We start from the raw sequence: 24,449 nt of genomic DNA, 5'->3' as shown, positions 1-24,449 counted from the left end.
TTATTTTTATGCAGGTGAATAATGTAAAATATCCAGATTAAACTATTTAATATCAGCAATGATAGTAGCTATATTTTTGCCATCTACGTAAACATTTGCACGTTCGTTTTCTAGTCTTTTATTTAAATCAAAAGTAAATAATTGGTTATCTTTAGTAGTGATTTGAACTGTTCCAGTATTTTGACCGTTGCTGTATAAGTTGTTGTTGTTAATTAAAGCTTTACGAATTTGGAAATCTAACTCTTTCAAAGTGATTTTGTCTTTTCGAGTTTCAAATGCTTTAATATCAAAAGAACTTTTAACATGCGCATTTTTCTTAACTGTTACTTTGATCGGGTAGACTGGTGCGCTAGGATTAGCAGCTGGTGTGACACCGCCTGTGAAATATTCAGTATATGCCCACCAGTATTGAGAAGTTGGTTTATCTTTAATACCGAAAACATCAACTTGTTTGCCGCGTAATTTATTAACATTCCCCCAACTTTGATTGCCTATTACGTTGATAAAAGCACCCCATGAGCTTTGAATTTTTACATAAATCTTTCCTTTATCAGAGCCTTCTTCAACTTGTGTTAATTTTTTGTTAGAAAATATTTCTGGAGTTTGTGAATAATATTTTTTTAATTCGTCAGCTTGATTTTGACCTTGGAATTGGGCTGCATGTACTTGTGAAGATAGTGAAGGATCTGAATTGAAAGTACTGACAGCTCCAAGACCCATAAGTGTAATGCTTGTTGATAGAATCACTTTTTTGATAATTTGTTTTTTCATGATGTGAATGCTCCTTTTTCTAAGATAAATTAATCTTACTAAGGCTATGAGAAAAGTGGAATAAACTAAGGATTAACAATTCATTATATAAAATGTTATTTTTATGAAAATATTTTAAGAAATAGAAGTAATAAAAGTGAACTAATCAATCACGACTATTTGAAGATAAAAAAACTTCTTTTATTATAATTTCTGTTCAAAACTGTCTTTTTGAAAATAAAAAAGACAAAAAGGTATACAAAGCATAAAAAGAAGTGTATTATGAAAGTTAAGTAATTATTGTTCGTGAAATTGATTTGAAGTTTTATTCGTATGAATTTACTCCCATTGATTTTTATTAACAAGTTACAAATATTCGTGCAAAAGCACATGGAGGATTTTTATATGAATAACGGTACAGTTAAATGGTTTAACGCAGAAAAAGGTTTTGGATTTATCGAAAGAGAAAATGGCGACGACGTATTCGTACACTTCTCAGCAATCCAAGGCGACGGCTACAAAACTTTAGAAGAAGGCCAAAGCGTAGACTTCGACATCGTTGAAGGCGACCGTGGTGAACAAGCAGCTAACGTTGTAAAAATGTCATAATTTTTGCTTTAGCTGATTAAAATAAGCAGTGGAACAATCTATATTGATAGGTTGTTCCACTGCTTTTTTGTATAATTAGGGCAAAGATAGAAGAGGGTGGTTCTTTATGCAGATATTCAGAGTCAGTCCTGATCCTAAAGTCAGTGCGGAATTTTTAGATAACCGTCGTTTATCAAAACAAGTCTTAGAGTTGTATCAGATAATTAGAGTATGTTTAGGTGAATTAGATGTAATCAAAACAGGACCTGGGTATAGACATCATCCAGTAGTAGAGGCAGTTTATAATAACGGTAAACCTTATCTTTGGGGTGCATGGATATTATTAGCTGCAATGAATGAAGAACATATGCGCAGAGGCGGTAAAAGATCAGAAGTGTTTAAAAAAGAATTGGAAGGTTTATACGATGTTGTTAAAAAGACAGACCAAACATTAAGTCTTTCACATGAAGATTTACCGCCGTTTTATATTGAAGGAGAAAAACGGATTTATGGAGGAGAGGCATATCAAATGTATGTGAAGTTATTATTTGATAAATGGCAGCATGATAAGATTCCTCCTCGTTGTGATATAAATTTAAATAATAAAGCATGAAACAAGCCATTTCGTTCAATGAAATAACGAAATGGCTTGTTTTTAACTTTTTTCATGTATTTTAGTAAGCAACTTTATGATTTTTTTATTTTGGTGAATAATTTCTTCATTTTGTTTTATGATTTTTTCGTTTTGCCAATTGATCTTATCTTCTTTTTCATGTGTACTTGAAGGTGTTTCAGACGTATTTGGACTTGGAGATTGGTAAATGAAATTATCTAATTCTCGATTACCAATTGCGCTGATCATTTTTTCAGTGGGTTCATAAATGCCTTTAGATTCTAAAAATCGTTTGATGATATCGTGAGATGCTTTGTTGTTGAATGTTTCTGTCTCATATTTGAATTGATTTAGAAGTTCTTTTTTTACTGAAACTGGTTTTTCCTTATAGGCTTTGCGTTTTTTTACAGATAAAGAGCGTAAATATTCAGTTTCAAGATTAATGTTGTCAAAAAGTCCCATGATGTGCCTCCATAATTCAATTGTATAATTATTATACATTATACAACGAATTGTAGATAGATAATTTGTCTTGAAAATGCTAGATATCCATGATTTTAGAAAATTTGTGCATTAAAACCATCAAAGAAAAATCGGGATTTATTCTTAAACAAATCCCGATAGGTAGTAGCATATATATTTAATTAAATTTATTGTTTGTATTGATCATACTTTCCGGCTTCGATATCTGCTTCTCTTTCTTTAATTTTTTGGTAAACTTCTGGTCCATCATCACCATCATAGTAACCTTGTTCTATAGCAGTCTTTGTTTGCATTTCTCCGCTTGAAAGTCCGCCATTATATTTTTTTCGTAAAGCATCTACATATTCATCTTCAGTTTGAGCATTATTAATTTCAGTATTTACATCTTCTGTAGGCTCATCTTGTTCAGATGATTGACTTTGGTCATATACAGATTTCTCAGCACCACTTTCAACACGAAGTGAACTTTGGTATGCAGCACTTGCAGGTCCTTCCATGACATTGCCTTGAGGTATTACGCCGTTTGCAACTGCACTATTGTATGCTTGAATTTTCTCCATTTCAGAATAATCTCCATAAATAATCGATTCTAAAGTTGAACGATCTCGGATATCTCCAAGGTTCACTTGTGGATTTTGATGTTGAGTTGAAGATTGATTTTTTGTGTCAACTGATGAATCATCTTGATTTTTTTCTGCTATTTTTTCGTTTGACCCTCTAGTATCATGTTTTGATTTTTCTTTTTTACTAGCTTTATTTTTGTCCTTTTTCTCACTTTTTGAAGTTTGTTTGTCTTTCTTATGAGATGTTTTGTCATCATCACTGCATGCAGCAAGTGCTAAAAAACTGGCTAAAATTAAAAATAAGACTTTTTTCATATATCCATCCCCTTAAATTGAATAATTTGCAAACGATATACTAAGAATGTATATCTAGTAACATAAAAAAACAAGGTTGAATTTTGAAGTTCAACCTTGTTGATGAAAATTAAAGGTAAATATTTCCTTTTGCATATTGGTAAAGTCGTTTTTTGTTAGGGATAAAGAGTGCTAATACTGTAGCGACACCTATTTTACCGCAAATCATAACGAGGATAATAATCGCCTTTGTTGCAGCGTGATATTCTGTTGTGAAATCCATACTCAAACCTACAGTGCCAAATGCAGAAACAACTTCAAAAATGACTTTGATGAAAGGAGTTGTTTCATTTAATAGACTGACTATGAAGGTGATGAATAATACAAATATACCGCTAACAGCTGTAATTGCGACTGCTTTGCTAATTGTTTTAGGTTGGATGGTTCTATGGAAAATAACTGTTGAATTCTCATTTTTTAATGTGCTATATACAAACATGATTAATACCATGAAAGTTGTGACTTTGATTCCGCCTGCAGCGCTGAAAGGCGCCCCTCCGATAAACATGAGAATCATCATTAATATAGCAGTAGGTGTATGAATTAGCCCTAAATCAACTGATTGAAAGCCTGCTGTTCTTGTAGTAACAGATTGGAAAAATGCAGTTCCGACCTGACCCCAGATATTAAAGTGTTTCAACGTGTTATTGAATTCTAAGATGTAATACAAAATAGCACCGCCAATAATTAATACAAGCGTTGTAGACATGACGACTTTAGTATGCAATTTTAATTTAGATAATCGTCTTGTTTTGAGCAAGTCAAGCATAATTAAAGGGCCTAATCCTCCTAATATGATTAATAACGGTATGACAATATTAACTACGGGATCGTTATTGAAACCAATCATATTTTTAGAGAAAAGGGCGAATCCTGCATTATTGAATGCTGATACAGATGTAAATAAGCTAATATATACCCCTTTTCCGAATCCATATCTAGGAATAAATGATAAGGAAAGCAACAGCATGCCAATCAATTCAGATGTAAAACTGTAAATTACAAGTTGACGTATAAACCGAACCATACCGCCAGGTTCTTCTACATTCCAAGTCACCATGATAAGACGACGGTCGTGTAGCGATATTCTTCTATTTGCTATGATTAAAGTTAGAGTTGTGATTGTTACTATCCCAAGGCCGCCGATTTGGATAAGTAACATTATAATTAAATCACCTAACCAGTTAAATTGTGTTGTGATATCTACTGTAGATAGACCTGTTACAGTAAATGCGCTGGATGCAACGAAGAAAGCATCTATAAATGGTGTAGGCTGCTTTCCTGTAATAGGCAAGTACAATAAAAATGCTCCGATGAGTGTTGTGGTTAAAAATAATAACAGATAAACCGATAAAGGTTTCTTTAAGAAATCCACGTAAACACCTTCTTAATAAATTATTCAACTTTTATTGGTAGTTCTAATACATTTGTTATTATACATATTTTTTGCCTATATGCACTATTTTAATGAAAAATATTTTTGCAACAATTTTTCAGTAATTAAACTCTGTATGGTATCAATAATCGTGATATTAGTAGATTTCATGTATAATATAGTTAAGAATCTATTAGAAAAAGGAGTCAAGAAATTGAAGAAAACACTTACCCCGATTATTATTATTGGTATTGTAATCGTGATTATTGGTGCGATGATGATAGGTCCATATAATAAATTGATTGGTTTAGATGAAGATACAGATAAAGCATTATCTAATATCGACAATCAACTTCAAAGACGTGTGGATTTAATCCCTAACTTAGTCAATACAGTAAAAGGTTATACAAAACATGAAGAAGATGTTTTCAAACAAGTATCAGATGCACGCAGCAAATTAGCTGGTGCAAATTCGCCAAAAGAAAAAGCAGAGGCAAATGATGAAGTGAATTCTTCATTAAGCAGATTGCTCGCAATCAGTGAAAAATATCCTGATTTAAAAGCAGATAAACAATTCACTGGTTTACGTGACGAATTAGCTGGTACAGAAAATAGAATAGCTGTTTCAAGAAAAGATTATAATGATTCTGTAAATGAATATAACCAAGCCATCCGACACTTCCCAACAACAATCGTTGCTAAAATTTTCGGATTCGATAAGAAAGAATACTTCAAAGCTGATAAAGGTGCCGAAAAAGCTCCAAAAGTAGATTTCGGTACTGATTCGTCTCAATGATTAAACACATAATCGGCTGGTTAGCTGTTATGTTTGTTGGGGTATTGTTGGCAGGACAGAGTGTTTTTGCATCAGAGAAATTTCCACCACTCGAAAAACCGGTTTTTGTACAAGATCATGCAGACATAGTTTCACAAAAAGATAAAGATGATATTGTTAAAAAAGGACAAAAACTTCAAGATGGTACTGATGCAGATATCTTAGTAATGACCATGAAGTCAATTGGAAATACACCAAGAGAAGACTATGCGTATGAAGCAGGCCGACATTACAAAGTCGGAGATCAAAAGCACAATCGTGGGATTGTAATACTTGTTAACTTGGATAATGGCAATGAAAATAATAATAGAGGCGTTCAAGTTGCTGTAGGAGATGGTTTAGAAGGCGTACTTAATGATGCTAAAGTCGGACGATTAATCGACGAAAAATTTTCTCCTTATGCTAAAAAAGCAATAGAAGCTGATAGTAAAGCAGAAAGTAAGCAGTACTACAGCCAAGGTATTACAAATCTTTATAATGCGATTTGGGATGAAATCGCAAAAGCCTATGGATATGACGGTAAACACTTTAAAGAAAAAGCACCTAAAGAAACAGATCATTCTGGAAGCGGCGGCTTTTTAGAATCATTTGGAGCTATTTTTGTTATTGTTATCATTATTTTAATTATAATAACTAAAAATGGCGGCGGACCTCCTAGAGGAGGCGGCAGAAGACGAGATGATTCTGGCATGTGGTGGATTGGTCCAGGTTCTGGTGGATTTGGAAATGGTTCGTCAGGAGGCGGCTACAGCGGAGGAAGCTTCGGCGGTGGCGGCGGCTTCTCTGGCGGCGGTGCCGGCAGAGGCTTTTAAAAGTTTTAAATAAGGGAGTTCGCAGGAATGCGAGCTCTCTTTTTTGGTGTTAAAATATAATTGAAAAATGTGATTAACCAACATTTTATATGACAAATATTGGCACTAAACATCAATTATTTTGGAAGCGGAACTTGTAATTGACAAAGGTTTTAGTTAATTTGAAATTGAGTCACTAGAAACATTATGAAATTCACAACATTAATAGAGGTGGTTACTATGAAAAAGATAACAGGAACAGGGAAAACAGGTCCGATTTATCAATCAGATAATCAAACGATTGTAAATATCGTATTTAAAGCAGGAGAATCATTGCCGATACATTCGTCACCAAATTGTGTGGTGGTTGTTCCTGTCAGAGGAACAATTCAGTTTAAAGGTGAAGATTTTGATGAAAGAATTGCGCCAGGTTCATTGGTAAGAATAGAGCCCGATGAAAAACATAGTCTAGAGGCATTAACAGATGCAGAATTAATGGTTATAAAATCTGAATTAGCATAAATAAGAAAAATAAAAGAAATCAATTTTTAAGTTTAAAAATATTTTGTAAAAACTGTATTTTTAATTTAACTAATATGTTATACTTGAACAAATCCTATCAAACTGATAAGAAATGTTTTTCGGAGTATCGAAAATAAAATTTATTGAATTTCAGATAAGGAAATACCTTTAAGTGAGGTTGTTGAATGTCATTTTATAAATTTATTCTCACATTTATGGAAGATGATACGCCGTTTGGTCAATTAGCTGATTACATTACGAAAGATCACAATTTTCCAAAAGAAGAGACAAACGTTCAAAACATTTATGACTATGTACACGAGCATTATATGGAGCATCATCTTTTAGAATCAGCCAATAGGGCAATGAGTATATATGAAAATAATTAAAAATAAACAAGTGCAAATTGGTTAATACCGTTGCACTTGTTTTTTAAATAAAATTAAATCGAAAAATTTACGATTTAAGGTTTACAAATAAAGTTTAATACTGTAATATAAAACGTAACCGTTACGATTTGCGGTCACTTAATTACAACTTACTTTACTTAGTCAATTCGGTACACGGGAATGTACCGAATTTTTTTATGCCTAAAAAACCTATCGGCAGAGCGCCAATAGGTAGATTAATTTTTAGGTATTTCAACAATTTTAACAACATCGCCTGATTTACTAAAATAGGTAGTGTTAAAATGAATCAAATCAACTAACCAAGAAGCTATACCGAAAGATGCTGCTCGGTTACAAAATTCATCGAATGTAAATTCTCCTGCGCGCGAAGCTTGTAAAACCTCATTGAAAGCAGTCTTATCAACATGACGCGGAATTATAATTGAAGTACTATTACCCTCAATGTGAATTTCGTCTCCATCTTGATTTGTAAAAGTATAGATGCCTTTTTTTACATCGTAAACGTATTTAGCGACGCTACATTCTCGAATTTTCTTTAAAGTCTCTGGAAAGTCAGCGGTAGATACTTCACTGTTTAATGCCTGTTTTAAATTGAATTTTGTGAATTTCAAGCTTTGGCCTCCTAGTTTTCCATTAAGTATGTGAACTTGTAACGCTTTCTATTGGATAAATCAACCAATGTTCATCTATATAATGGTCTCCATATTTACGTGAGTTTGTTTCAAAACCTGCTTTTGAAAAGCCGTATTCGCTATAAAAAACCATTGCGCCAATGTTATTTGAAGCTACCGGGGCTAATATCTTTTCTATATTCATTTCCTGACAAAATTCAACGACTGAGTTAAGTAATTGCTCGTCTAAGTGATCGATATCTTTAACATACATATTTTCAATAATGCTCTTATGCTTTGTTCCTACAATAATAGGATGGAATAAAGTTAGAGCACCTACTAAAACACCATTGTGAAAGACCCCGAATAAGTATTGAATTGTATTATTTTCATCAAGCAAGTGTGTAAAATACTCTTCGGAAATATTACTTTCATCGTAAATAGCCCAAGTGTAAATGTTTTTTCTATCTTGTGACGCCTCTTTGAAGAGTCTGTAAACATCTTCTAAATCATCTTGTGTTAATAAGCGTATCTCTTTCATTTATTCACACCCCGTTTATCAAAATCGTTCTCTATTATTTGTAAAATTCTATCATCAGTAATAGTTAATTTTAATATTATAATAGGGATATAAACAAAGCAATGACAAATTCATGTATTTATTGAAAATTTAAAGAAATTAAGGAAATATAGCACAACCTTTTTAGAAAAATAACAAAAGAACTGTGGGTTAAAGAGTTGCTTAATATACAATCTAATTAATAATTTTGATATAATAAATAGAATATGTATTTGGAAGAGGTTACAACTATGGAATGGCTAGGATTTCTTATACCAACATTAGTACTTTTGATTGCGGTATTTTTCTTTATTCTGATTATTTTCTTGGATAGACATTAACAATGGTTATATTTAAAACAAATAAGGTAAAAGTAATAATTACAAACTTAAAAGGAATGTGAGGGGAGCATTATGAGTAAAGTAGATGTTGCTGTGACAATAGCTCCTAAAGAGGAGATTACTGATCAACTGAAAAAAGATTTAATAAGAGAACAAAAAAGTATCGATATTATCGAATTACGTATCGATCAACGAGAATCTTTTGAAATAGCTGATTTAGAACGTTTATTCAAGACGTTAAAAGATTTGCAATTGGATGTTCAAGTATTGGTAACTTATCGTACATCAGTGCAAGGCGGTAAAGGACAAAAAAATGGAAACACTTATTACGAATTCTTACAAGATCTTATTCAAATTCAAGGATACGATATGGTGGATATTGAGTGGGATGAAGCACAGACCGAAATATTATTACAATTGATTGTACAAGCACAATCTGCGGGACTTAAAGTAGTGTTGTCACAACATGATTTTGACAAAACGCCAAATTTGGAAGTATTAAAATTTTTATATTTTAAAATGAATAAACTAGGCGCAGACATTGTAAAATTAGCGGTTATGCCGAATGAAAAGCAAGATGTTTTAAATTTATTAGAGGCACTTGCTACTGCATCAGAAAGTATAGAGGCTAAACCAGTAGGTATCTCAATGTCTCATCTTGGCTTAATTTCAAGAACTGCACAAGGAGTGTTTGGCGGAATAATTTCATACGGTTGTTTAGGAACACCGCAAGCACCTGGTCAAATTCATGTCGGTCAATTAAAAGAACTTTTGAATATATACGAAATAAACAAATAATTTGAATTAGATCATTCGACATTCTATACTATAAATGATAATGATTATCATTAAATGAAAGGGAGTTAGACTGTGGAATTAAAAGATGCAATTACTTCAAGACGCAGTGTGAAAATATTTGACCATGATATGCATATAGATGATGAAGCATTGTATGAAGCACTTAAACTTTCTACAGATGCACCGAATCATGGTATGAGGGAACCTTGGAGAATTGTGCATGTTTCTAAAGATCGATTAGGAGATATGAGCCGTTCAGTTTCTCGCTTTGCTTTTAGAAACGAGCCTGAGAAACAACAAAGTCACTTTGATGCTGTGACAAAACTTGGCGGATTATTAGTTATGATTGTTAAAAGAGATCCAAGACAAAAAGAAAATCTTGAAAATCATTTAGCGTTTGGAACATATGCACAAAATCTCATGCTTTTACTTTATGAAGCAGGAATTGGAACATGTTGGAAGTCGCCTGAGTACATCTTTTCTCCTAAAGTAAGAAAAGTATTAGGCGTACAAGCTGACGAAGATTTGGTTGGATTTTTATATTTAACAGATTTAGAAGGAAAAATCCCTCCGAAAAAACCACGTCACACTGAAAGTTTTATTTCGGAATATTAATTTTAAAACGGGCTGTGATTCACATAGAAATCACAGCCCGTTTTTGTTGTCTGTATTTATTTGTTGAATGTTTCACTTAAGAAAGATTCTACTTGTTCAGGAGATTTAGCATTTGCAGAATGTAAATGTGCTAGTTTGTCTCCATATTGGAAAACTAATAAGCTAGGGATACCCATCACTTCATTTTCTTGTGTTACTTCTTCAAGTTCATCACGATTAACTGAATACCATTTGTATTCATCATATTTTTTGATAATAGGATCAATCCACATATCCATAGCGCGACAATCGGGACACCAACCTGCTTCGAATTTAATAATTACAGGCTCAGCACTTTGAATAATTTTATCAAAATCTTCACGTGTTTTAATAGCTTCCATTATTCGTTCTCTCCTTCAATTAAATTATCGTACCTTTATTATAACTAATGTTTAGCAAATCTAAAAAAATTTTAACCTATAAATTAAAGCGTTTTAAATGATAATTTGGTATATTATAAACAAAGTTAAAGGAGGTCAATATTTGTGATTAGATTTTATCAGTATCAAAATTGTACAACATGTAAGAAGGCTGCCAAATTTTTAGATGAATATGGCGTAAGTTATGAACCAATTGACATTGTGGAGTTAAACCCCAATAAAAGAGAATTACAAGATATTATTGATAAGACCGGCGTCGAGATTGATAAATTATTCAATAAGCGCGGAGGTAAATACCGTGAATTAGGTCTTAAAGATCGCTTAGATGATTTATCAGACGATGAAAAACTGGATTTATTGGCTTCGGACGGTATGTTAGTTAAACGTCCATTAGCGGTTTCAGGTGATAAAATCACTCTTGGTTTCAATGAAAAAGAGTACAAAGAAACATGGGTGAATTAAGGCTTGATTCTCTAAGAAATCATTGCAATGGAAATTTGCATAATTAAATTAACCAAAAAATATAAAAAATTAAAAGATGTCTATAAATAGTTGAATGAAAAGGCTTCATATGGCATCATTGAAATGTATTCATTTATTTTATAGGAGGGGATTCGTGTGGCAGTGCCAGAGGAATTAAAATATTCAAAAGAACATGAATGGGTAAAAGTTGAGGGCGATACAGTAACAATCGGTATCACTGAATATGCGCAAGGAGAACTTGGCGATATTGTATTCGTAGAATTACCAGAAACTGAAGATGATATTGAAGAAAGCGAATCTTTCGGTAGCGTGGAATCAGTTAAAACTGTATCTGAATTATATGCACCTGTATCAGGTTCTGTTGTAGAAATCAATGAAGAATTAGAAGACAGCCCTGAATTCGTTAATGAATCACCATACGAAAAAGCTTGGATGGTGAAAGTGAAATTAAATGATGAAAGTCAATTAGATGACTTATTGTCAGCTGATCAATATAAAGAAATGATTGGTGAATAATTTATATTGATATGCAACTCCAGGATACTTTGTATTTTGGGGTTATTTTTTTCGCTATTTTGGATATAACTAATTATATCGGTAAAGTGCAGATACTTAACAACATCTACATAGTGTGTGAAACATAAACAAGTTTCATGCAAAGCAATAAGTGTCTGCGTTAAAATATAGTTATAAGTTTATGATTAAAACTAAATATCGATACGTATTTCTTAACTTAAGCACCACGTTTGCAAGTATTATGCAATGATATCACGAGAGTATTGGAGTGTAGTGAATATGGCATTGTTAGATAAAGTAATCGTTGTTGAAGGTAAGACAGATAAAAAGCGTGTTCAAGAGGTGATAAACGAGCCTGTTCAAATCATGTGTACACACGGGACAATGGGAATTGATAAGTTGGATGGTATGATTGAATCCCTATATGAACGCCCAGTCTTTATCCTTGTGGATGCAGATAAAGAAGGTAATCGTATCCGACAATGGTTTAAACAATATCTTTCAGAAAGCGGGCATATCTTTGTAGATAAAACATACTGCGAAGTGGCACGCTGTCCTAGACCTTATCTTGCCAGAGTGCTTAGAAAATACGGATTTGAAGTAAAAGAAGAAGCTCCTGTGAAAGGATTAGTTTATAGATGAGTACGAGTAAAGAAGAGCGGACAGATATTACGCAAAACTTTGATAAAGATAAACATCTTATCTTCGGATATACTCCGATGTGCGGAACTTGTAAGATTTCAGAACGCATGCTAGACATTGCGAATGAGATTTTACAGTTGCCTGTTACAAAGGTTGATTTGAATTTTCATGCAGACTTCAGTGAACAATATCAAATTCAATCTGTTCCCGTATTATTGATAATGTCCAAAGATGAAGAAATGAAGCGTATTTACGCATTTCAATCTGTTCCATATTTATTAGAAAATTTAAAATAGTTATTGACTATCACTGAGTGAAGTGGTAGGATAAAAATCAATTAAATAGTGTTATCTCTTATCAAGAGAGGTGGAGGGATGTGCCCTGCGAAACCCGGCAACCGTCTTTATATAGAAATGGTGCCAATTCACAAAAAGTTGAACTGCTTTTGAAGATGAGAGAAAGAAATTTTAAATTGCTTTCTCTTTATTGCTATAAGCAGCGATAAGAGAAAGCATTTTTAATTTGGTAGTGTAAGCAAGGAAAGGGGAGTATAGGGTGATTCAACTAAAACAAATCGTCAAACGGTATAAGACGAAACATCAAGATGTACTAGCTGTTGATCATGTCGATTTAGATGTAGCTGAAGGTACTATTTATGGCGTTATCGGGTTTTCAGGCGCTGGTAAAAGTACTCTTGTCAGAATCTTAAATTATTTAGAAGAACCAACTTCAGGCGAAGTGATTATAGACGGAGAAGAATTAGGTAAGCTTTCTAAAGCACAATTAAGAAAGAAACGTCAAAAAGTCAGCATGATTTTCCAACATTTCAATTTATTATGGTCAAGAACTGTGTTGGACAATATTACATTTCCATTGGAAATTGCTGGGTATAACCGTCGTGACGCTGTGAAAAGAGCAAAAGAACTTGTTCAATTAGTAGGTTTAAGCGGACGGGAAAAAGCATATCCTTCTGAATTGTCTGGAGGTCAAAAACAAAGGGTCGGTATTGCAAGAGCATTAGCAAATGATCCTAAAGTCTTGTTATGTGATGAAGCAACAAGTGCGTTAGACCCGCAAACAACTGATGAAATTTTAGAACTGCTTTTGAAAATAAGAAAAGAACAAGATTTAACAATTGTGATTATTACTCATGAAATGAACGTTATTAGACAAATCTGTGATGAAGTTGCCGTTATGGAAAATGGACGTGTGATTGAGCGCGGAAATGTCAAAGAAGTATTTGAAAATCCTCAACATCAGGTTACTAAGCGTTTCGTTAAAGAAGGCTTAAATGATGAATTTGATGAGTCAATCGAAGAATTGATTCCAGAATCGCAAGATGGTTATATTCTTAGATTTAATTTTGCAGGGGAAGAAACAACTGAACCTATTGTGTCCTTTATTACTCAAAAATATAATTTAGATGTAAATATTTTAGAAGCAAATATTCGTCATTCTAAAAATGGACCTATCGGTTTCTTGATTGTACATATTGCAGGATTGAAAACTGAATATTTCGAGGAGTTCAAAAATGAACTGGAAAGTCATAATGTGAACGTGGAGGTGGTACGTCATGGATAAGTCATTCAGTGATATTTTGCAAGAAATGATAACGATGCCTAATGTGCAGTGGGATCAAGTATGGCAAGCTTCTCTTGAAACATTATATATGACGGCTATTTCGACAGTGTTTGCTTTTGTTATAGGTTTAATTTTAGGCGTATTGTTATTCTTGACGGCTAAGAGTACTTCACCAGCAGCAAAAGTTTTCTATCAAATTGTGTCATTTATAGTTAACTTATTCAGAGCGATTCCATTCATTATTTTAATCTTATTGTTAATTCCGTTTACAAGTTTGATTTTAGGAACTATTAGTGGACCGACTGGTGCATTGCCAGCGTTAGTCATTGGAGCCGCTCCGTTCTATGCGCGTTTAGTGGAAATTGCTTTTAAAGAGATTAACAAAGGTGTTATCGAAGCTGCACGTTCAATGGGGGCTAATACTTGGACAATTATCAGAAAAGTATTAATTCCAGAAGCTCGTCCAGCATTGATTTCAGGTATAACTGTAACTGCGATTGCTTTAGTTGGTTCAACTGCAGTAGCTGGTGTTATCGGTGCAGGCGGTTTAGGAAACTTAGCATATTTAACAGGATTCACAAGAAACCAAAATGACGTTATTTTAGTTTCTACTATCTTAATTTTAGTATTCGTGTTCATCATCCAATTTGTGGGTGACTGGGCTACAAATAAAATAGACAAGCGTTAATAATTATTTTAAATTTCAAAAGGGGTAAAGCAAATGAAAAAAATTATTAGTATTTTAGCAGTTTTAGTATTAACAGCAGCATTAGCAGCTTGTGGCAACAAAGACAAAACGAGCAGTGAAAATTCGAAAACAATTACAGTAGGTGCATCACCAGCACCACATGCTGAAATTTTAGAAAAAGCAAAACCAATCTTGAAAAAAGAAGGTTATGACTTAAAAATTAAAACAATCAATGATTACACTACACCAAATAAATTAGTGGATAATGGCGAATTGGATGCCAACTTCTTCCAACATACACCATACTTAAACACTGAAAAGAAAAGTAAAGGTTATAAACTTGTATCTGTAGGTAATGTAGAATTAGAACCAATGGGTGTATACTCTAAAAAATATAAAAGCTTAAAAGACCTTCCAAAAGGCGCTACAGTATATGTATCAAACAACCCTGCTGAAGAAGGACGTTTCTTGAAATTCTTCGTAGATGACGGTTTAATCAAATTGAAAAAAGGCGTTAAAATTCAAGATGCTAAATTCAGCGATATTGTAGAAAACAAAAAAGATATTAAATTCAACAACAAACAATCTGCAGAATACTTACCGAAAATTTATCAAAACCAAGATGTTGATGCAGCTATCATCAACTCTAACTTTGCTATCGAACAACATTTAAGTCCTAAAAAAGATTCAATTGCGCTTGAAAAACCAAAAGACAATCCTTACGCAAACTTAGTAGCTGTTAAAGATGGCGATCAAAATAAGAAAAAAATCAAAGCTTTAATCAAAGTTTTACAATCTAAAGAAATCAAAGATTATATTAATAAAAAATATGACGGTGCAGTAATCCCTGCCAAATAATATAATGATTTTCTTACTCCTCTGACCTGTTAGGTTGGAGGAGTTTTTTCTTTTGCAATCGGAAGTAGAATGCTTAACTTGTTGAAATTTGTCAATATTATTATTGTGACAAAAATATTGGAAATGATAATTAGCCGTAAGAAAATGAGAATGAGAAAGAATTATTTTAGTGAATTAAATCACGAAAAATTATAGATTTAATAGTGATTACTATATTAGAATTCTTTTAATTTAGGTGCTTAAAAGGTTTATTATAGGGTTCAATTGCGTTATAATTTATAAATGTACCAATGTAGTGCGGTTTTGACTACAGATTAAAATTATTATAAACTAGTATATGAAATACTATTTATGTTTACGGAGGGACTTTTAATGCCATCAACATTGGAGATTAAAGACTTACACGTGTCTATTGAGGATAAAGAAATCTTAAAAGGTGTTAATTTAACAATTAATACTGGAGAAATTCATGCAGTTATGGGACCAAACGGTACTGGTAAATCTACACTATCAGCTGCTATCATGGGTCACCCTGCATATACAGTTACACAAGGTGAAGTACTACTTGACGGTGTAAATGTTTTAGAATTAGAAGTAGATGAACGTGCAAAAGCAGGTTTATTCTTAGCTATGCAATATCCATCAGAAATTACTGGTGTAACAAATGCTGACTTCATGCGTTCAGCAATCAATGCTAAACGTGAAGAAGGTAAAGAAATCAACTTAATGCAATTCATTAAGAAATTAGATAAAGAGATGGAATTCTTGGATATGGATCCAAATATGGCGCAACGTTACCTTAACGAAGGATTCTCTGGCGGTGAGAAAAAACGTAACGAAATTTTACAATTAATGATGTTGCAACCTAAATTTGCAATCCTTGACGAAATTGACTCAGGTTTAGATATCGACGCATTGAAAGTTGTATCTAAAGGTATTAATGAAATGCGCGGAGATGACTTCGGTTCATTAATTATTACTCACTACCAACGTTTATTAAACTACATCACTCCAGATTTCGTACACGTTATGTATAACGGCAAAATCGTTAAAACAGGCGGAGAAGAATTAGCACAACGTCTTGAAAACGAAGGTTACGAATGGGTTAAAGAAGAATTCAGTGAAGCATAATTTTAATGCAAACTGATAAGACAACTGATTAAATGTTATAAGTATCGTTAGGAGGAAATGAAGTTATGACGACTGAAACTTTGAACATTTCTGAAGCAGAACTTGTTGAATATTCACAAGCCCACAATGAACCTTCTTGGATGACAGATTTACGTAAAGAAGCATTGAAACTTACTGAAACTTTGGAAATGCCAAAACCAGATAAAACAAAAATCGACAAATGGGATTTTGACTCATTTAAACAATTAGAAACTACTTCTGATAAATATAAAGATATTAATGATGTACCTGATTCAATTGAAAAAGTTATCGATGTGGAAAAATCAGAAAACTTGATAATCCAACACAACAACACATTAGCTTTCTCTCGTGTTTCTGAATCAGCACAAAAAGACGGCGTAATTATTGAAGGTTTAGCAGAAGCTCTAGTTAATCATGGTGATTTAGTACAAAAATACTTGATGCAAGATGCAGTAACTGTAGATGAACATCGATTAACTGCTTTACACACAGCATTAATTAATGGCGGCATATTTGTTTATGTACCTAAAAATGTTGTAGTAGAAAACCCAATTCAATATGTTGTATTGCATGATGATGAAAATGCAAGTTTCTTCAATCACGTTATTATTGCGACTGAACAAAGTGCTGAAGTGACTTACGTAGAAAACTATCTTTCTGATGTGAGCGGAGAAGGCAGTCAAGTGAATATTGTCTCAGAAGTAATTGCAGGGGCAAATTCAAAAATCACTTATGGTGCAGTAGATTATTTAGATAAAGGATTTACTGGACACATCATCCGTCGCGGTGTGACTGAAGCAGATGCTTCAATCAACTGGGCACTTGGTTTAATGAACGAAGGCAACCAAATCATTGATAATACAACAAACTTGATTGGTGATCGTTCTACAAGCGAATTGAAATCAGTAGCTGTAGGTACAGGTTCTCAAAAATCAAATGTCACATCTAAAATTGTACAATATGGTGTCGAAACAGATGGCTACATCTTAAAACACGGTGTTGTAGAAGATAGTGCAACAATTATCTTTAATGGTATTGGTTATATCAAACATGGCGGTTCTAAATCAGTAGCGAACCAAGAATCTCGTGTCTTAATGCTTTCTGAAAAAGCACGCGGAGATGCGAACCCAATTCTTTTAATTGATGAAGATGATGTTGAGGCAGGACACGCAGCTTCTGTTGGTCGTGTAGATGATGAACAACTTTACTACTTAATGAGTCGAGGAATTTCTCAACAAGAAGCAGAACGCTTAGTTATTCACGGATTCTTAGACCCAGTAGTTAGAGAATTACCAATTGAAGACGTTAAACGTCAATTACGTGAAGTTATTGAATTAAAAGTAGCAAAATAATAGAGATAAGCTAGGCAGGAGAGAATAAGGAAAGGGACTGCTTCAAGCTTTTGGTATTTGCTTTACGAAAAAGCTGTTTCAGTCTTCTTATCTGCACTCTTCTTCAACACGAAGATTTCCCAGAAAATTATTCATTGAAATCCTGTCAGCTATTATTTTTGCAAGACAAGTGATTATTAATGAAGAAAGGTCTGAGGATAAAGTGGCCGATACACTAAATGTTAATGAAATTATAGAAGATTTTCCGATTTTAAAACAGCAAGTTAACGGTAAACGCTTGGCTTATTTAGATACAACAGCAACAAGTCAAAAACCACTTCAAGTAATTGAAGCAATTGATGATTATTATAAACGCTATAATTCCAATGTTCACCGTGGTGTGCATACACTCGGTTCTTTAGCAACAGACGGTTATGAAGGTGCACGTGAAACAGTAAGACGTTTCATCAATGCACATTACTTCGAAGAAATTATTTTCACAAGAGGTACAACAGCATCTATCAACTTAGTTGCACGCAGTTATGCGAACATTTCTGAAGGCGACGAAATCGTTGTAACTGAAATGGAACATCACGCAAACATCGTACCTTGGCAAGAACTTGCGCATCGTAAAAATGCATCATTAAAATTCATCCCTATGACAGAAACAGGCGAATTAAATATTGAAGATGTCAAAGCGACTATTAACGATAAAACAAAAATTGTTGCAGTCGCACATGTTTCTAATGTTTTAGGAACAATTAATGATGTGAAAGAAATTGCCAAAGTTGCACATGAACATGGCGCAATTATCAGTGTAGATGGCGCACAAGCTGCACCTCATATGAAATTAGATATGCAAGATTTAGATGTAGACTTCTACAGCTTCAGTGGGCATAAAATGTTAGGACCAACAGGTATTGGTGTACTTTATGGTAAACGTGATTTGCTTAAAAATATGGAACCGATTGAATATGGCGGTGACATGATTGACTTTGTAGGCAAATACGATGCAACTTGGACAGATTTACCTGTGAAATTTGAAGCAGGTACACCTCTAATTGCACAAGCAATCGGGTTAGCAGAAGCTATCAAATATCTTGAAAACATTGGTTTTGATGCTATTCATGCACATGAAAAAGAATTAACTGAGTATGCGTATGAACAGATGTCTCAAGTTGAAGACTTAGAAATTTACGGACCTCCAAAAGACAGACGTGCAGGTGTGATTACTTTTAATATAAAAGATATTCATCCGCATGATGTTGCAACAGCACTTGATACTGAAGGTGTTGCTGTACGTGCAGGTCATCACTGTGCACAACCATTAATGAAATGGTTGGGTCAATCTTCAACGGCGAGAGCAAGTTTCTATATCTATAATACGAAAGAAGACATTGATCAACTAGTATATGCTTTGAAACAAACGAAGGAGTTTTTCTCATATGAATTTTAATAATTTAGATCAGTTATATAGATCTGTAATTATGGACCATTATAAAAACCCTAGAAACAAAGGCAAATTGGATAACGGCTCTCTTACTGTTGATATGAATAACCCAACTTGCGGAGACCGTATTCATCTAACTTTCGATATTGAAGATGGCATTATTCAAGATGCAAAATTTGATGGAGAAGGTTGTTCAATCTCTATGTCTAGTGCTTCAATGATGACTGAAGCAGTAAAAGGTCATTCTTTAAAAGAAGCATTAGAAATGAGTCAAGAATTCTCTAAAATGATGCTCGGTGAAGATTACGAGTTGACAGAAGATATGGGTGATATTGAAGCACTTCAAGGTGTTTCTCAATTCCCAGCACGTATTAAATGTGCAACACTTGCATGGAAAGCTTTAGAAAAAGGTACTGTGGAACGTGAAGGTAAAGCAGATGCAAATTCTGAGCAAGATGCAAATTAAGTCAGTATATAACGGGTAAAATATAAGCAGCTGGTTTATAAGGTTTCGAATAAACCAGTTAAATGATAAGCTAGTAACATAAAGTGTTATCTTAGAGCAGATAATACAATTTATAATAAGTTCAGTTTTCAAACTCGACTTATTCGGACAATCAACAAGATGCTCTATTAAATTGAAATATTGTCACGTGTAAATTATATCGTGTTGATTATATAAAAGGAGTGATTGAAATGGCTAAACAAGCACCTGATGTTGGGGATTACAAATATGGTTTCCACGACGAAGATGTTTCCATTTTCAGATCAGAACGAGGATTAACAGAAAATATCGTAACTGAAATTTCTAAAATGAAAGAAGAACCTCAATGGATGTTAGACTTCCGTCTAAAAGCATTGAAGTTATTCTATAAAATGCCAATGCCTCAATGGGGTGGCGACTTATCAGAATTAAATTTTGATGATATCACTTATTACGTTAAACCATCAGAACATGCTGAACGTTCTTGGGACGAAGTACCTGAAGAAATCAAACGTACTTTCGACCGTTTAGGTATCCCTGAAGCAGAACAAAAATACCTTGCTGGTGTTTCTGCACAGTATGAATCTGAAGTTGTTTACCAAAATATGGAAGAAGAATTAGAAGAAAAAGGTGTTATCTTTAAAGATACTGACTCTGCATTGAGAGAACATGAAGAATTATTCAAAGAATATTTCGCATCAGTTGTTCCAGCTGGCGATAATAAATTCGCTGCATTAAACTCAGCAGTTTGGTCAGGTGGTTCATTCATCTATGTACCAAAAAATATTAAATTAGATACACCATTACAAGCATACTTCCGTATCAACTCAGAAAACATGGGTCAATTCGAACGAACATTGATTATTGCTGATGAAGGTGCATCAGTTAACTATGTTGAAGGTTGTACAGCACCTGTTTATACAACAAACTCTCTACACTCAGCAGTAGTAGAAATCTTTGTACACAAAGATGCGCATGTTCGTTATACTACAATTCAAAACTGGGCTAACAACGTTTATAACTTAGTTACAAAACGTACAATGGTTCATGAGAATGGTAATATGGAATGGGTTGATGGTAACTTAGGTTCTAAATTGACTATGAAATATCCTAACTGTGTATTAGCAGGCGAAGGTGCTAAAGGCAGCACGCTTTCAATTGCATTAGCAGGTAAAGGTCAAGTACAAGATGCAGGAGCTAAAATGATTCACTTAGCGCCAAACACATCTTCTACTATTGTTTCTAAATCAATTTCTAAAGATGGCGGTAAAGTTGTTTACCGTGGTATCGTTAAATTCGGTCGTAAAGCCAAAGGTGCACGTGCGAACATTGAATGTGATACGTTAATCTTAGACAACAAATCAACTTCAGATACAATTCCTTACAATGAAATCATGAATGATGACATTTCATTAGAACATGAAGCGAAAGTATCTAAAGTATCAGAAGAACAACTCTTCTACTTGATGAGTCGCGGTATTTCAGAAGAAGAAGCTACTGAAATGATCGTAATGGGCTTCATCGAACCATTTACTAAAGAACTACCAATGGAATATGCAGTAGAAATGAACCGTTTGATTAAATTCGAAATGGAAGGTAGTATCGGATAGCCTTCAGAGGCGTGGTTGAGCCATTCTCGAAGTTGAAAAAAGGCTATTGATACCATTTTGATACCATTTACTCATCAAATATGGCTATCGCATCATGCTTTTTCTGGGTGTATAAATGGCTGTAAGTGCCCATCGTTTCAGTGATTTGAGCGTGTCTCATAAGTGACTGTAAAACGAAAATATCTACACCGTTATTTGCAAGATAAGATGCGTAAGAATGTCTCAGCGTGTGTATGTTATATTGTGGAAAAGCCTTTTGAAATTTTTTATGAACATGGCTATAATGTTTAGGTGCTATTCCACCGAAAATGAAATAGCTGCGTTCATCAAAATACTTGTTAGCTGCTTTTTCGCGTTGGTAACGTTCAGCTAACATTTCATTAATAAAATTAGGTAGTGGAACAATATCTTCTGAACTGTCAGTTTTAGGACGTGGATATATTGTTCTGTTGGAGATGTCCATAGTTTTGTCTATGGATATCTCTTTTTTATATTTATTATAATCGGTCCATACTAAAGCCATAGCTTCTCCAATTCTCAATCCAGTATAGAACATGAGCTTAAACAATTCTTGATAATCTTGTTCTTCTACTTCTTTCACACGCTCATCAAATTCTTCTCTCAACATGTATTTCGGTTTAGTTTTTATGCGCGGAATTGGCTTGATAGAAATAGTAGGGTCAGTACGTAAACCAAAGTATTTTTTAGCGTAATTGATGACTACTTTGAAACCAGACCATATTGTGCGTGCTGTGTTAGTGGAAGGAATATTATCCATTAAATATTTGCGGAACTCTTGGCATTGGTTCTGCGTAATTTTATTCATATTAATATGTCCGAATTTATCTTTAAAGTGCCGGTTATATTCATTTATTTTGCGCTTTTTAGTTTTAGGTCTTAGATCACTGTGTTCTAAGTAATGATTAAATACATAATCAAATGTATTTGAATCGCTATAACCTTCATTGATATCGTTTAAAAAAGCAGCTTCTGCATACTTAGCTTCTCTTTTAGTGTTATATCCTCGTTTCATTTTGCGTTTATTGTTGCCATAAACATCTTTATATCTGACGGAAAAATACCATTTGTTTGTACTACTATCTTTATATACTGGCATTTTTACTCATTCCTCCTCAAAAAAAGGTAAAAAATAATAAGGGTACGGTGGTGTACCCTAGAGCTATTGATTTGTTAAGTGAACATAATTTTACATTTCATCATAAAAAGTATTGTGAATTTCAAGTTTCAAAACTTTATTGTCGGCGTCGATATAAAAGTCGCTATTGTAATTTATTTTGTTTACTTTTAATACTCCGCCATTATCTCTTACATATTTATTTTTAAAATATCTATAATGTGTTAAAATAAATATGCGGGTGAAACCGCAGCGAAAACCCCTATATTTACAAAAGTTGATACCAGCTTCTTTAGCTCCCACGCTATATAGAAGCTGGTATTTTCAAATTGATTTTGGTATAATTAATACTCTCCTAAAATAGGTAGATTTATAAACATCTCCCAATTTTTTGAAAGTAAACTGCAAAACCTCGGCTATTAATATCATTAGTAGTTGAGGTTTTTGTATTACATACACTACTCTACTTGTTCATTTTGCTCCAATTTATTAGCTATTTCTATTAACTTCTCTCTTATTTCTCTAACTGTTTGGTCTTCACTAAATACATAGCTGAAAGGTTTACCTGACTCTGTCTCAGCATAAATGGTAATTAAATTTCTATAATTATCATAAGTTAATGTATAATTTTTAATTTTCATATCATTTCACCTTTCAGCGTCTACTAACGTAGGCGTTATTTTTATACCTATTCGCCCCATACTGGAGGGGATAAAAAATAGGGCAAGTGAATGCCCTGTCAAGTTAAACGCTTATTTACAGAATTAGGTGCTTATTTGATATTGGCATATAGGACCGGGATAGGAACATTCCTAAAGATTATTTTGTCTTTCGATTAAAAGTAAAGCTAATTCACCAGTTGCTTTCGCATCATTTAAAGCATCATGTGAACATCCGTCATCTAAATTAAAGTAATCTTTTAAAGTTTGTAATTTATGATTTTTTGTTTCAGTTATATATTTTCTTTCAAAATAACATCTCCTTATTCTTTATCTATATATTTAAAAACCTGCAACGGCTCAAATCGAATGAGATAACCATCATGGCAGGTTGATAAACCAAGTTTCATTTTGTAGTGTTTTATTGCATTTAAAACATAATGTTGCGATACCTCAAAGTATTCGGCAAGTTCATATAGATTATAGATGCCATGTTCGAATGCATTGATAATTCCACTCAGAGTTATAATCATTTCCGCGCCCATACGTTTCGCTTTCAACTCTAATTTTCGATTAAACATTTCGCTTTCATCTATAATGTTTCCATATGTAAATTTGCAATGTGCTATTTCTTCGGCCAACACTTCAACTTTTTCTTTAGGACTTAAATATTTGTCTATCAATATTACGCCATCTGTGTAAAAACCTTTGAATTTGCCAGGTAATTCAAACGTATCTTTTATCGCTATATTTTCATGTGTGATTAACATTTTTTCGTATTTACTCATATAGCAGCAACTCCTTTATTTATCTCTACTTTTTCTTACCATTTCTGCAAATTCTAAAATTTTATCTAATTCTTCTTGCGTATAGTCTTGTCCTTCTAAATGTGCAGCTAAAGTTTTTGGTTCGGAACTTGTGCCATTCTCTAAATCTTCGTTCATCAATTCATCTATACTTACATTAAAAATTTCTGCAAGTTTGTTTAAAGTTGACATTTTAGGTGTGTATTTACCTTTTTCCCATTCACTAATACTAGAGGCACTTTTTCTGCCTAATTTATGTGCTAAATCAATCTGTTCTAATCCATTTTTCTGACGTAAGTATTTTAAATTTCGGCTAAACATTTTAATGCCCCCTAAATCTATGTTTTTTAAATATCTACCTATATTATACACAAAAACCTGAAAAAGAAAACAGAAAAACCGAAAAAAATTTCGGATAAAATGAATT

31 protein-coding genes and 1 riboswitch are annotated in these 24,449 nt (G+C 33.3%); of the genes, 20 read left to right on the top strand and 11 right to left on the bottom strand.

The genetic code is table 11. The annotated features are described in order from the left end of the window. Positions 1–42: 42 nt before the first annotated feature. Positions 43–771 carry a superantigen-like protein SSL12 gene (locus tag DYE31_RS10295; RefSeq protein WP_015899694.1) on the bottom strand — a complete coding sequence of 243 codons (729 nt, stop codon included), beginning with the start codon at positions 769–771 and terminating at the stop codon, positions 43–45. A gap of 384 nt (positions 772–1,155) precedes the next feature. Here DYE31_RS10295 and DYE31_RS10290 point away from each other — a divergent pair, with 384 nt between their 5' ends. After that, positions 1,156–1,359, top strand: coding sequence for a cold-shock protein (locus tag DYE31_RS10290; RefSeq protein ID WP_015899695.1), 204 nt, complete (start codon positions 1,156–1,158; stop codon positions 1,357–1,359). 106 nt (positions 1,360–1,465) lie between these two features. Beyond that, positions 1,466–1,951 carry a pyrimidine dimer DNA glycosylase/endonuclease V gene (locus DYE31_RS10285; protein WP_015899696.1) on the top strand — a complete coding sequence of 162 codons (486 nt, stop codon included), beginning with the start codon at positions 1,466–1,468 and terminating at the stop codon, positions 1,949–1,951. A gap of 42 nt (positions 1,952–1,993) precedes the next feature. On the opposite strand, the gene DYE31_RS10280 is transcribed toward DYE31_RS10285, so the two are convergent. The 3 genes from DYE31_RS10280 to DYE31_RS10270 form a co-directional block, all read right to left on the bottom strand. Then, a complete protein-coding gene (locus tag DYE31_RS10280; RefSeq protein ID WP_015899697.1) occupies positions 1,994–2,413 on the bottom strand; it encodes a hypothetical protein in 420 nt (139 codons plus the stop codon). 188 nt (positions 2,414–2,601) lie between these two features. Beyond that, positions 2,602–3,312, bottom strand: coding sequence for a hypothetical protein (locus DYE31_RS10275; RefSeq protein WP_015899698.1), 711 nt, complete (start codon positions 3,310–3,312; stop codon positions 2,602–2,604). Positions 3,313–3,421: 109 nt separating this feature from the next. After that, positions 3,422–4,726 carry a TrkH family potassium uptake protein gene (locus tag DYE31_RS10270; protein WP_015899699.1) on the bottom strand — a complete coding sequence of 435 codons (1,305 nt, stop codon included), beginning with the start codon at positions 4,724–4,726 and terminating at the stop codon, positions 3,422–3,424. A 214-nt stretch (positions 4,727–4,940) separates the two neighbouring features. On the opposite strand from DYE31_RS10270, the gene DYE31_RS10265 reads away from it, so the two are divergent. The 4 genes from DYE31_RS10265 (at position 4,941) to DYE31_RS10250 (ending at position 7,263) form a co-directional block, all read left to right on the top strand. Then, positions 4,941–5,522, top strand: coding sequence for a LemA family protein (locus DYE31_RS10265; protein ID WP_041612945.1), 582 nt, complete (start codon positions 4,941–4,943; stop codon positions 5,520–5,522). Continuing rightward, positions 5,519–6,373, top strand: a complete 855-nt coding sequence (locus DYE31_RS10260) for a TPM domain-containing protein (RefSeq protein ID WP_050731400.1) — start codon at positions 5,519–5,521, stop codon at positions 6,371–6,373. Before DYE31_RS10265 ends, DYE31_RS10260 begins: the two co-directional genes overlap by 4 nt. 219 nt (positions 6,374–6,592) lie before the next feature. Further along, the gene (locus tag DYE31_RS10255; protein WP_015899702.1) at positions 6,593–6,874 is read left to right on the top strand and encodes a cupin domain-containing protein; all 282 of its coding nucleotides are present in this window, start codon (positions 6,593–6,595) and stop codon (positions 6,872–6,874) included. A 185-nt stretch (positions 6,875–7,059) separates the two neighbouring features. After that, a complete protein-coding gene (locus DYE31_RS10250; protein ID WP_015899703.1) occupies positions 7,060–7,263 on the top strand; it encodes a YozE family protein in 204 nt (67 codons plus the stop codon). Between the two features lie 236 nt (positions 7,264–7,499). On the opposite strand, the gene DYE31_RS10245 is transcribed toward DYE31_RS10250, so the two are convergent. Both DYE31_RS10245 and DYE31_RS10240 read right to left on the bottom strand, forming a co-directional pair. Further along, a complete protein-coding gene (locus DYE31_RS10245) occupies positions 7,500–7,895 on the bottom strand; it encodes a DUF1398 family protein (RefSeq protein ID WP_015899704.1) in 396 nt (131 codons plus the stop codon). A gap of 22 nt (positions 7,896–7,917) precedes the next feature. After that, complete coding sequence (locus DYE31_RS10240) at positions 7,918–8,436, bottom strand: GNAT family N-acetyltransferase (RefSeq protein ID WP_015899705.1); 519 nt, start codon at positions 8,434–8,436, stop codon at positions 7,918–7,920. Positions 8,437–8,867: 431 nt separating this feature from the next. Between DYE31_RS10240 and aroD the strand changes: the two genes are divergently transcribed. Together aroD and DYE31_RS10230 are read left to right on the top strand one after the other, a co-directional pair. Beyond that, a complete protein-coding gene (aroD, locus tag DYE31_RS10235; protein WP_015899706.1) occupies positions 8,868–9,593 on the top strand; it encodes a type I 3-dehydroquinate dehydratase in 726 nt (241 codons plus the stop codon). Between the two features lie 72 nt (positions 9,594–9,665). Next, positions 9,666–10,208 carry a nitroreductase family protein gene (locus tag DYE31_RS10230; RefSeq protein ID WP_015899707.1) on the top strand — a complete coding sequence of 181 codons (543 nt, stop codon included), beginning with the start codon at positions 9,666–9,668 and terminating at the stop codon, positions 10,206–10,208. Between the two features lie 56 nt (positions 10,209–10,264). On the opposite strand, the gene DYE31_RS10225 is transcribed toward DYE31_RS10230, so the two are convergent. Next, positions 10,265–10,588, bottom strand: coding sequence for a thioredoxin family protein (locus DYE31_RS10225; protein ID WP_015899708.1), 324 nt, complete (start codon positions 10,586–10,588; stop codon positions 10,265–10,267). 144 nt (positions 10,589–10,732) lie between these two features. Between DYE31_RS10225 and DYE31_RS10220 the strand changes: the two genes are divergently transcribed. From DYE31_RS10220 to sufB, 12 genes are all read left to right on the top strand, one after another. Beyond that, a complete protein-coding gene (locus tag DYE31_RS10220) occupies positions 10,733–11,089 on the top strand; it encodes an arsenate reductase family protein (RefSeq protein ID WP_015899709.1) in 357 nt (118 codons plus the stop codon). A gap of 156 nt (positions 11,090–11,245) precedes the next feature. After that, positions 11,246–11,626, top strand: a complete 381-nt coding sequence (gcvH, locus tag DYE31_RS10215; protein ID WP_015899710.1) for a glycine cleavage system protein GcvH — start codon at positions 11,246–11,248, stop codon at positions 11,624–11,626. Positions 11,627–11,905: 279 nt separating this feature from the next. Next, positions 11,906–12,268, top strand: coding sequence for a toprim domain-containing protein (locus DYE31_RS10210; RefSeq protein WP_015899711.1), 363 nt, complete (start codon positions 11,906–11,908; stop codon positions 12,266–12,268). Further along, positions 12,265–12,564, top strand: a complete 300-nt coding sequence (locus tag DYE31_RS10205) for a thioredoxin family protein (RefSeq protein ID WP_015899712.1) — start codon at positions 12,265–12,267, stop codon at positions 12,562–12,564. The genes DYE31_RS10210 and DYE31_RS10205 overlap by 4 nt, the downstream gene beginning before the upstream one ends. 55 nt (positions 12,565–12,619) lie before the next feature. Beyond that, positions 12,620–12,726, top strand: a riboswitch (SAM riboswitch). Positions 12,727–12,823: 97 nt separating this feature from the next. Further along, positions 12,824–13,849, top strand: a complete 1,026-nt coding sequence (locus DYE31_RS10200; RefSeq protein WP_015899713.1) for a methionine ABC transporter ATP-binding protein — start codon at positions 12,824–12,826, stop codon at positions 13,847–13,849. Next, complete coding sequence (locus DYE31_RS10195; protein ID WP_015899714.1) at positions 13,842–14,537, top strand: methionine ABC transporter permease; 696 nt, start codon at positions 13,842–13,844, stop codon at positions 14,535–14,537. Before DYE31_RS10200 ends, DYE31_RS10195 begins: the two co-directional genes overlap by 8 nt. A gap of 33 nt (positions 14,538–14,570) precedes the next feature. Continuing rightward, positions 14,571–15,395: a MetQ/NlpA family ABC transporter substrate-binding protein gene (locus DYE31_RS10190; protein ID WP_015899715.1), complete on the top strand. Its 825-nt coding sequence runs from the start codon at positions 14,571–14,573 to the stop codon at positions 15,393–15,395. 372 nt (positions 15,396–15,767) lie between these two features. Further along, positions 15,768–16,526 (top strand): Fe-S cluster assembly ATPase SufC, encoded by a 759-nt coding sequence (sufC, locus tag DYE31_RS10185; RefSeq protein ID WP_015899716.1) that lies wholly within the window; start codon positions 15,768–15,770, stop codon positions 16,524–16,526. 65 nt (positions 16,527–16,591) lie between these two features. Next, a complete protein-coding gene (gene sufD / locus DYE31_RS10180; protein ID WP_015899717.1) occupies positions 16,592–17,899 on the top strand; it encodes a Fe-S cluster assembly protein SufD in 1,308 nt (435 codons plus the stop codon). Between the two features lie 202 nt (positions 17,900–18,101). After that, positions 18,102–19,334 carry a cysteine desulfurase gene (locus DYE31_RS10175; protein WP_015899718.1) on the top strand — a complete coding sequence of 411 codons (1,233 nt, stop codon included), beginning with the start codon at positions 18,102–18,104 and terminating at the stop codon, positions 19,332–19,334. After that, positions 19,324–19,794 carry a Fe-S cluster assembly sulfur transfer protein SufU gene (sufU, locus tag DYE31_RS10170; protein WP_015899719.1) on the top strand — a complete coding sequence of 157 codons (471 nt, stop codon included), beginning with the start codon at positions 19,324–19,326 and terminating at the stop codon, positions 19,792–19,794. The genes DYE31_RS10175 and sufU overlap by 11 nt, the downstream gene beginning before the upstream one ends. 230 nt (positions 19,795–20,024) lie before the next feature. Then, positions 20,025–21,422 carry a Fe-S cluster assembly protein SufB gene (sufB, locus tag DYE31_RS10165; protein ID WP_015899720.1) on the top strand — a complete coding sequence of 466 codons (1,398 nt, stop codon included), beginning with the start codon at positions 20,025–20,027 and terminating at the stop codon, positions 21,420–21,422. Between the two features lie 67 nt (positions 21,423–21,489). Here sufB and DYE31_RS10160 read toward each other — a convergent pair whose 3' ends face one another. From DYE31_RS10160 to DYE31_RS10140, 4 genes are all read right to left on the bottom strand, one after another. After that, a complete protein-coding gene (locus DYE31_RS10160; RefSeq protein ID WP_015899721.1) occupies positions 21,490–22,539 on the bottom strand; it encodes a site-specific integrase in 1,050 nt (349 codons plus the stop codon). 476 nt (positions 22,540–23,015) lie between these two features. Next, positions 23,016–23,198, bottom strand: coding sequence for a hypothetical protein (locus DYE31_RS10155; RefSeq protein WP_015899722.1), 183 nt, complete (start codon positions 23,196–23,198; stop codon positions 23,016–23,018). Positions 23,199–23,539: 341 nt separating this feature from the next. Further along, positions 23,540–24,004: an ImmA/IrrE family metallo-endopeptidase gene (locus tag DYE31_RS10145; RefSeq protein ID WP_015899723.1), complete on the bottom strand. Its 465-nt coding sequence runs from the start codon at positions 24,002–24,004 to the stop codon at positions 23,540–23,542. A 15-nt stretch (positions 24,005–24,019) separates the two neighbouring features. Next, on the bottom strand, positions 24,020–24,343 hold the full coding sequence (locus DYE31_RS10140) for a helix-turn-helix domain-containing protein (RefSeq protein WP_015899724.1): 324 nt from the start codon (positions 24,341–24,343) through the stop codon (positions 24,020–24,022). Between the last annotated feature and the right edge of the window lie 106 nt (positions 24,344–24,449).

It is taken from the genome of Staphylococcus carnosus, assembly GCF_900458435.1.
GTDB lineage: Bacteria > Bacillota > Bacilli > Staphylococcales > Staphylococcaceae > Staphylococcus > Staphylococcus carnosus.
The sequence above is the reverse complement of the archived record's forward strand: the minus strand, read 5'-3'. Positions and strand labels throughout refer to the sequence as shown.

Coding starts and splice junctions, on each gene's coding strand:
- DYE31_RS10295 (WP_015899694.1), bottom strand. CDS start 771: ATGAAAAAACAAATTATCAAAAAAGTGATTCTATCAACAAGCATTACA.
- DYE31_RS10290 (WP_015899695.1), top strand. CDS start 1,156: ATGAATAACGGTACAGTTAAATGGTTTAACGCAGAAAAAGGTTTTGGA.
- DYE31_RS10285 (WP_015899696.1), top strand. CDS start 1,466: ATGCAGATATTCAGAGTCAGTCCTGATCCTAAAGTCAGTGCGGAATTT.
- DYE31_RS10280 (WP_015899697.1), bottom strand. CDS start 2,413: ATGGGACTTTTTGACAACATTAATCTTGAAACTGAATATTTACGCTCT.
- DYE31_RS10275 (WP_015899698.1), bottom strand. CDS start 3,312: ATGAAAAAAGTCTTATTTTTAATTTTAGCCAGTTTTTTAGCACTTGCT.
- DYE31_RS10260 (WP_050731400.1), top strand. CDS start 5,519: ATGATTAAACACATAATCGGCTGGTTAGCTGTTATGTTTGTTGGGGTA.
- DYE31_RS10255 (WP_015899702.1), top strand. CDS start 6,593: ATGAAAAAGATAACAGGAACAGGGAAAACAGGTCCGATTTATCAATCA.
- DYE31_RS10250 (WP_015899703.1), top strand. CDS start 7,060: ATGTCATTTTATAAATTTATTCTCACATTTATGGAAGATGATACGCCG.
- DYE31_RS10240 (WP_015899705.1), bottom strand. CDS start 8,436: ATGAAAGAGATACGCTTATTAACACAAGATGATTTAGAAGATGTTTAC.
- aroD (WP_015899706.1), top strand. CDS start 8,868: ATGAGTAAAGTAGATGTTGCTGTGACAATAGCTCCTAAAGAGGAGATT.
- DYE31_RS10225 (WP_015899708.1), bottom strand. CDS start 10,588: ATGGAAGCTATTAAAACACGTGAAGATTTTGATAAAATTATTCAAAGT.
- DYE31_RS10210 (WP_015899711.1), top strand. CDS start 11,906: ATGGCATTGTTAGATAAAGTAATCGTTGTTGAAGGTAAGACAGATAAA.
- DYE31_RS10205 (WP_015899712.1), top strand. CDS start 12,265: ATGAGTACGAGTAAAGAAGAGCGGACAGATATTACGCAAAACTTTGAT.
- DYE31_RS10195 (WP_015899714.1), top strand. CDS start 13,842: ATGGATAAGTCATTCAGTGATATTTTGCAAGAAATGATAACGATGCCT.
- DYE31_RS10190 (WP_015899715.1), top strand. CDS start 14,571: ATGAAAAAAATTATTAGTATTTTAGCAGTTTTAGTATTAACAGCAGCA.
- sufC (WP_015899716.1), top strand. CDS start 15,768: ATGCCATCAACATTGGAGATTAAAGACTTACACGTGTCTATTGAGGAT.
- sufD (WP_015899717.1), top strand. CDS start 16,592: ATGACGACTGAAACTTTGAACATTTCTGAAGCAGAACTTGTTGAATAT.
- sufU (WP_015899719.1), top strand. CDS start 19,324: ATGAATTTTAATAATTTAGATCAGTTATATAGATCTGTAATTATGGAC.
- sufB (WP_015899720.1), top strand. CDS start 20,025: ATGGCTAAACAAGCACCTGATGTTGGGGATTACAAATATGGTTTCCAC.
- DYE31_RS10160 (WP_015899721.1), bottom strand. CDS start 22,539: ATGCCAGTATATAAAGATAGTAGTACAAACAAATGGTATTTTTCCGTC.
- DYE31_RS10155 (WP_015899722.1), bottom strand. CDS start 23,198: ATGAAAATTAAAAATTATACATTAACTTATGATAATTATAGAAATTTA.
- DYE31_RS10145 (WP_015899723.1), bottom strand. CDS start 24,004: ATGAGTAAATACGAAAAAATGTTAATCACACATGAAAATATAGCGATA.
- DYE31_RS10140 (WP_015899724.1), bottom strand. CDS start 24,343: ATGTTTAGCCGAAATTTAAAATACTTACGTCAGAAAAATGGATTAGAA.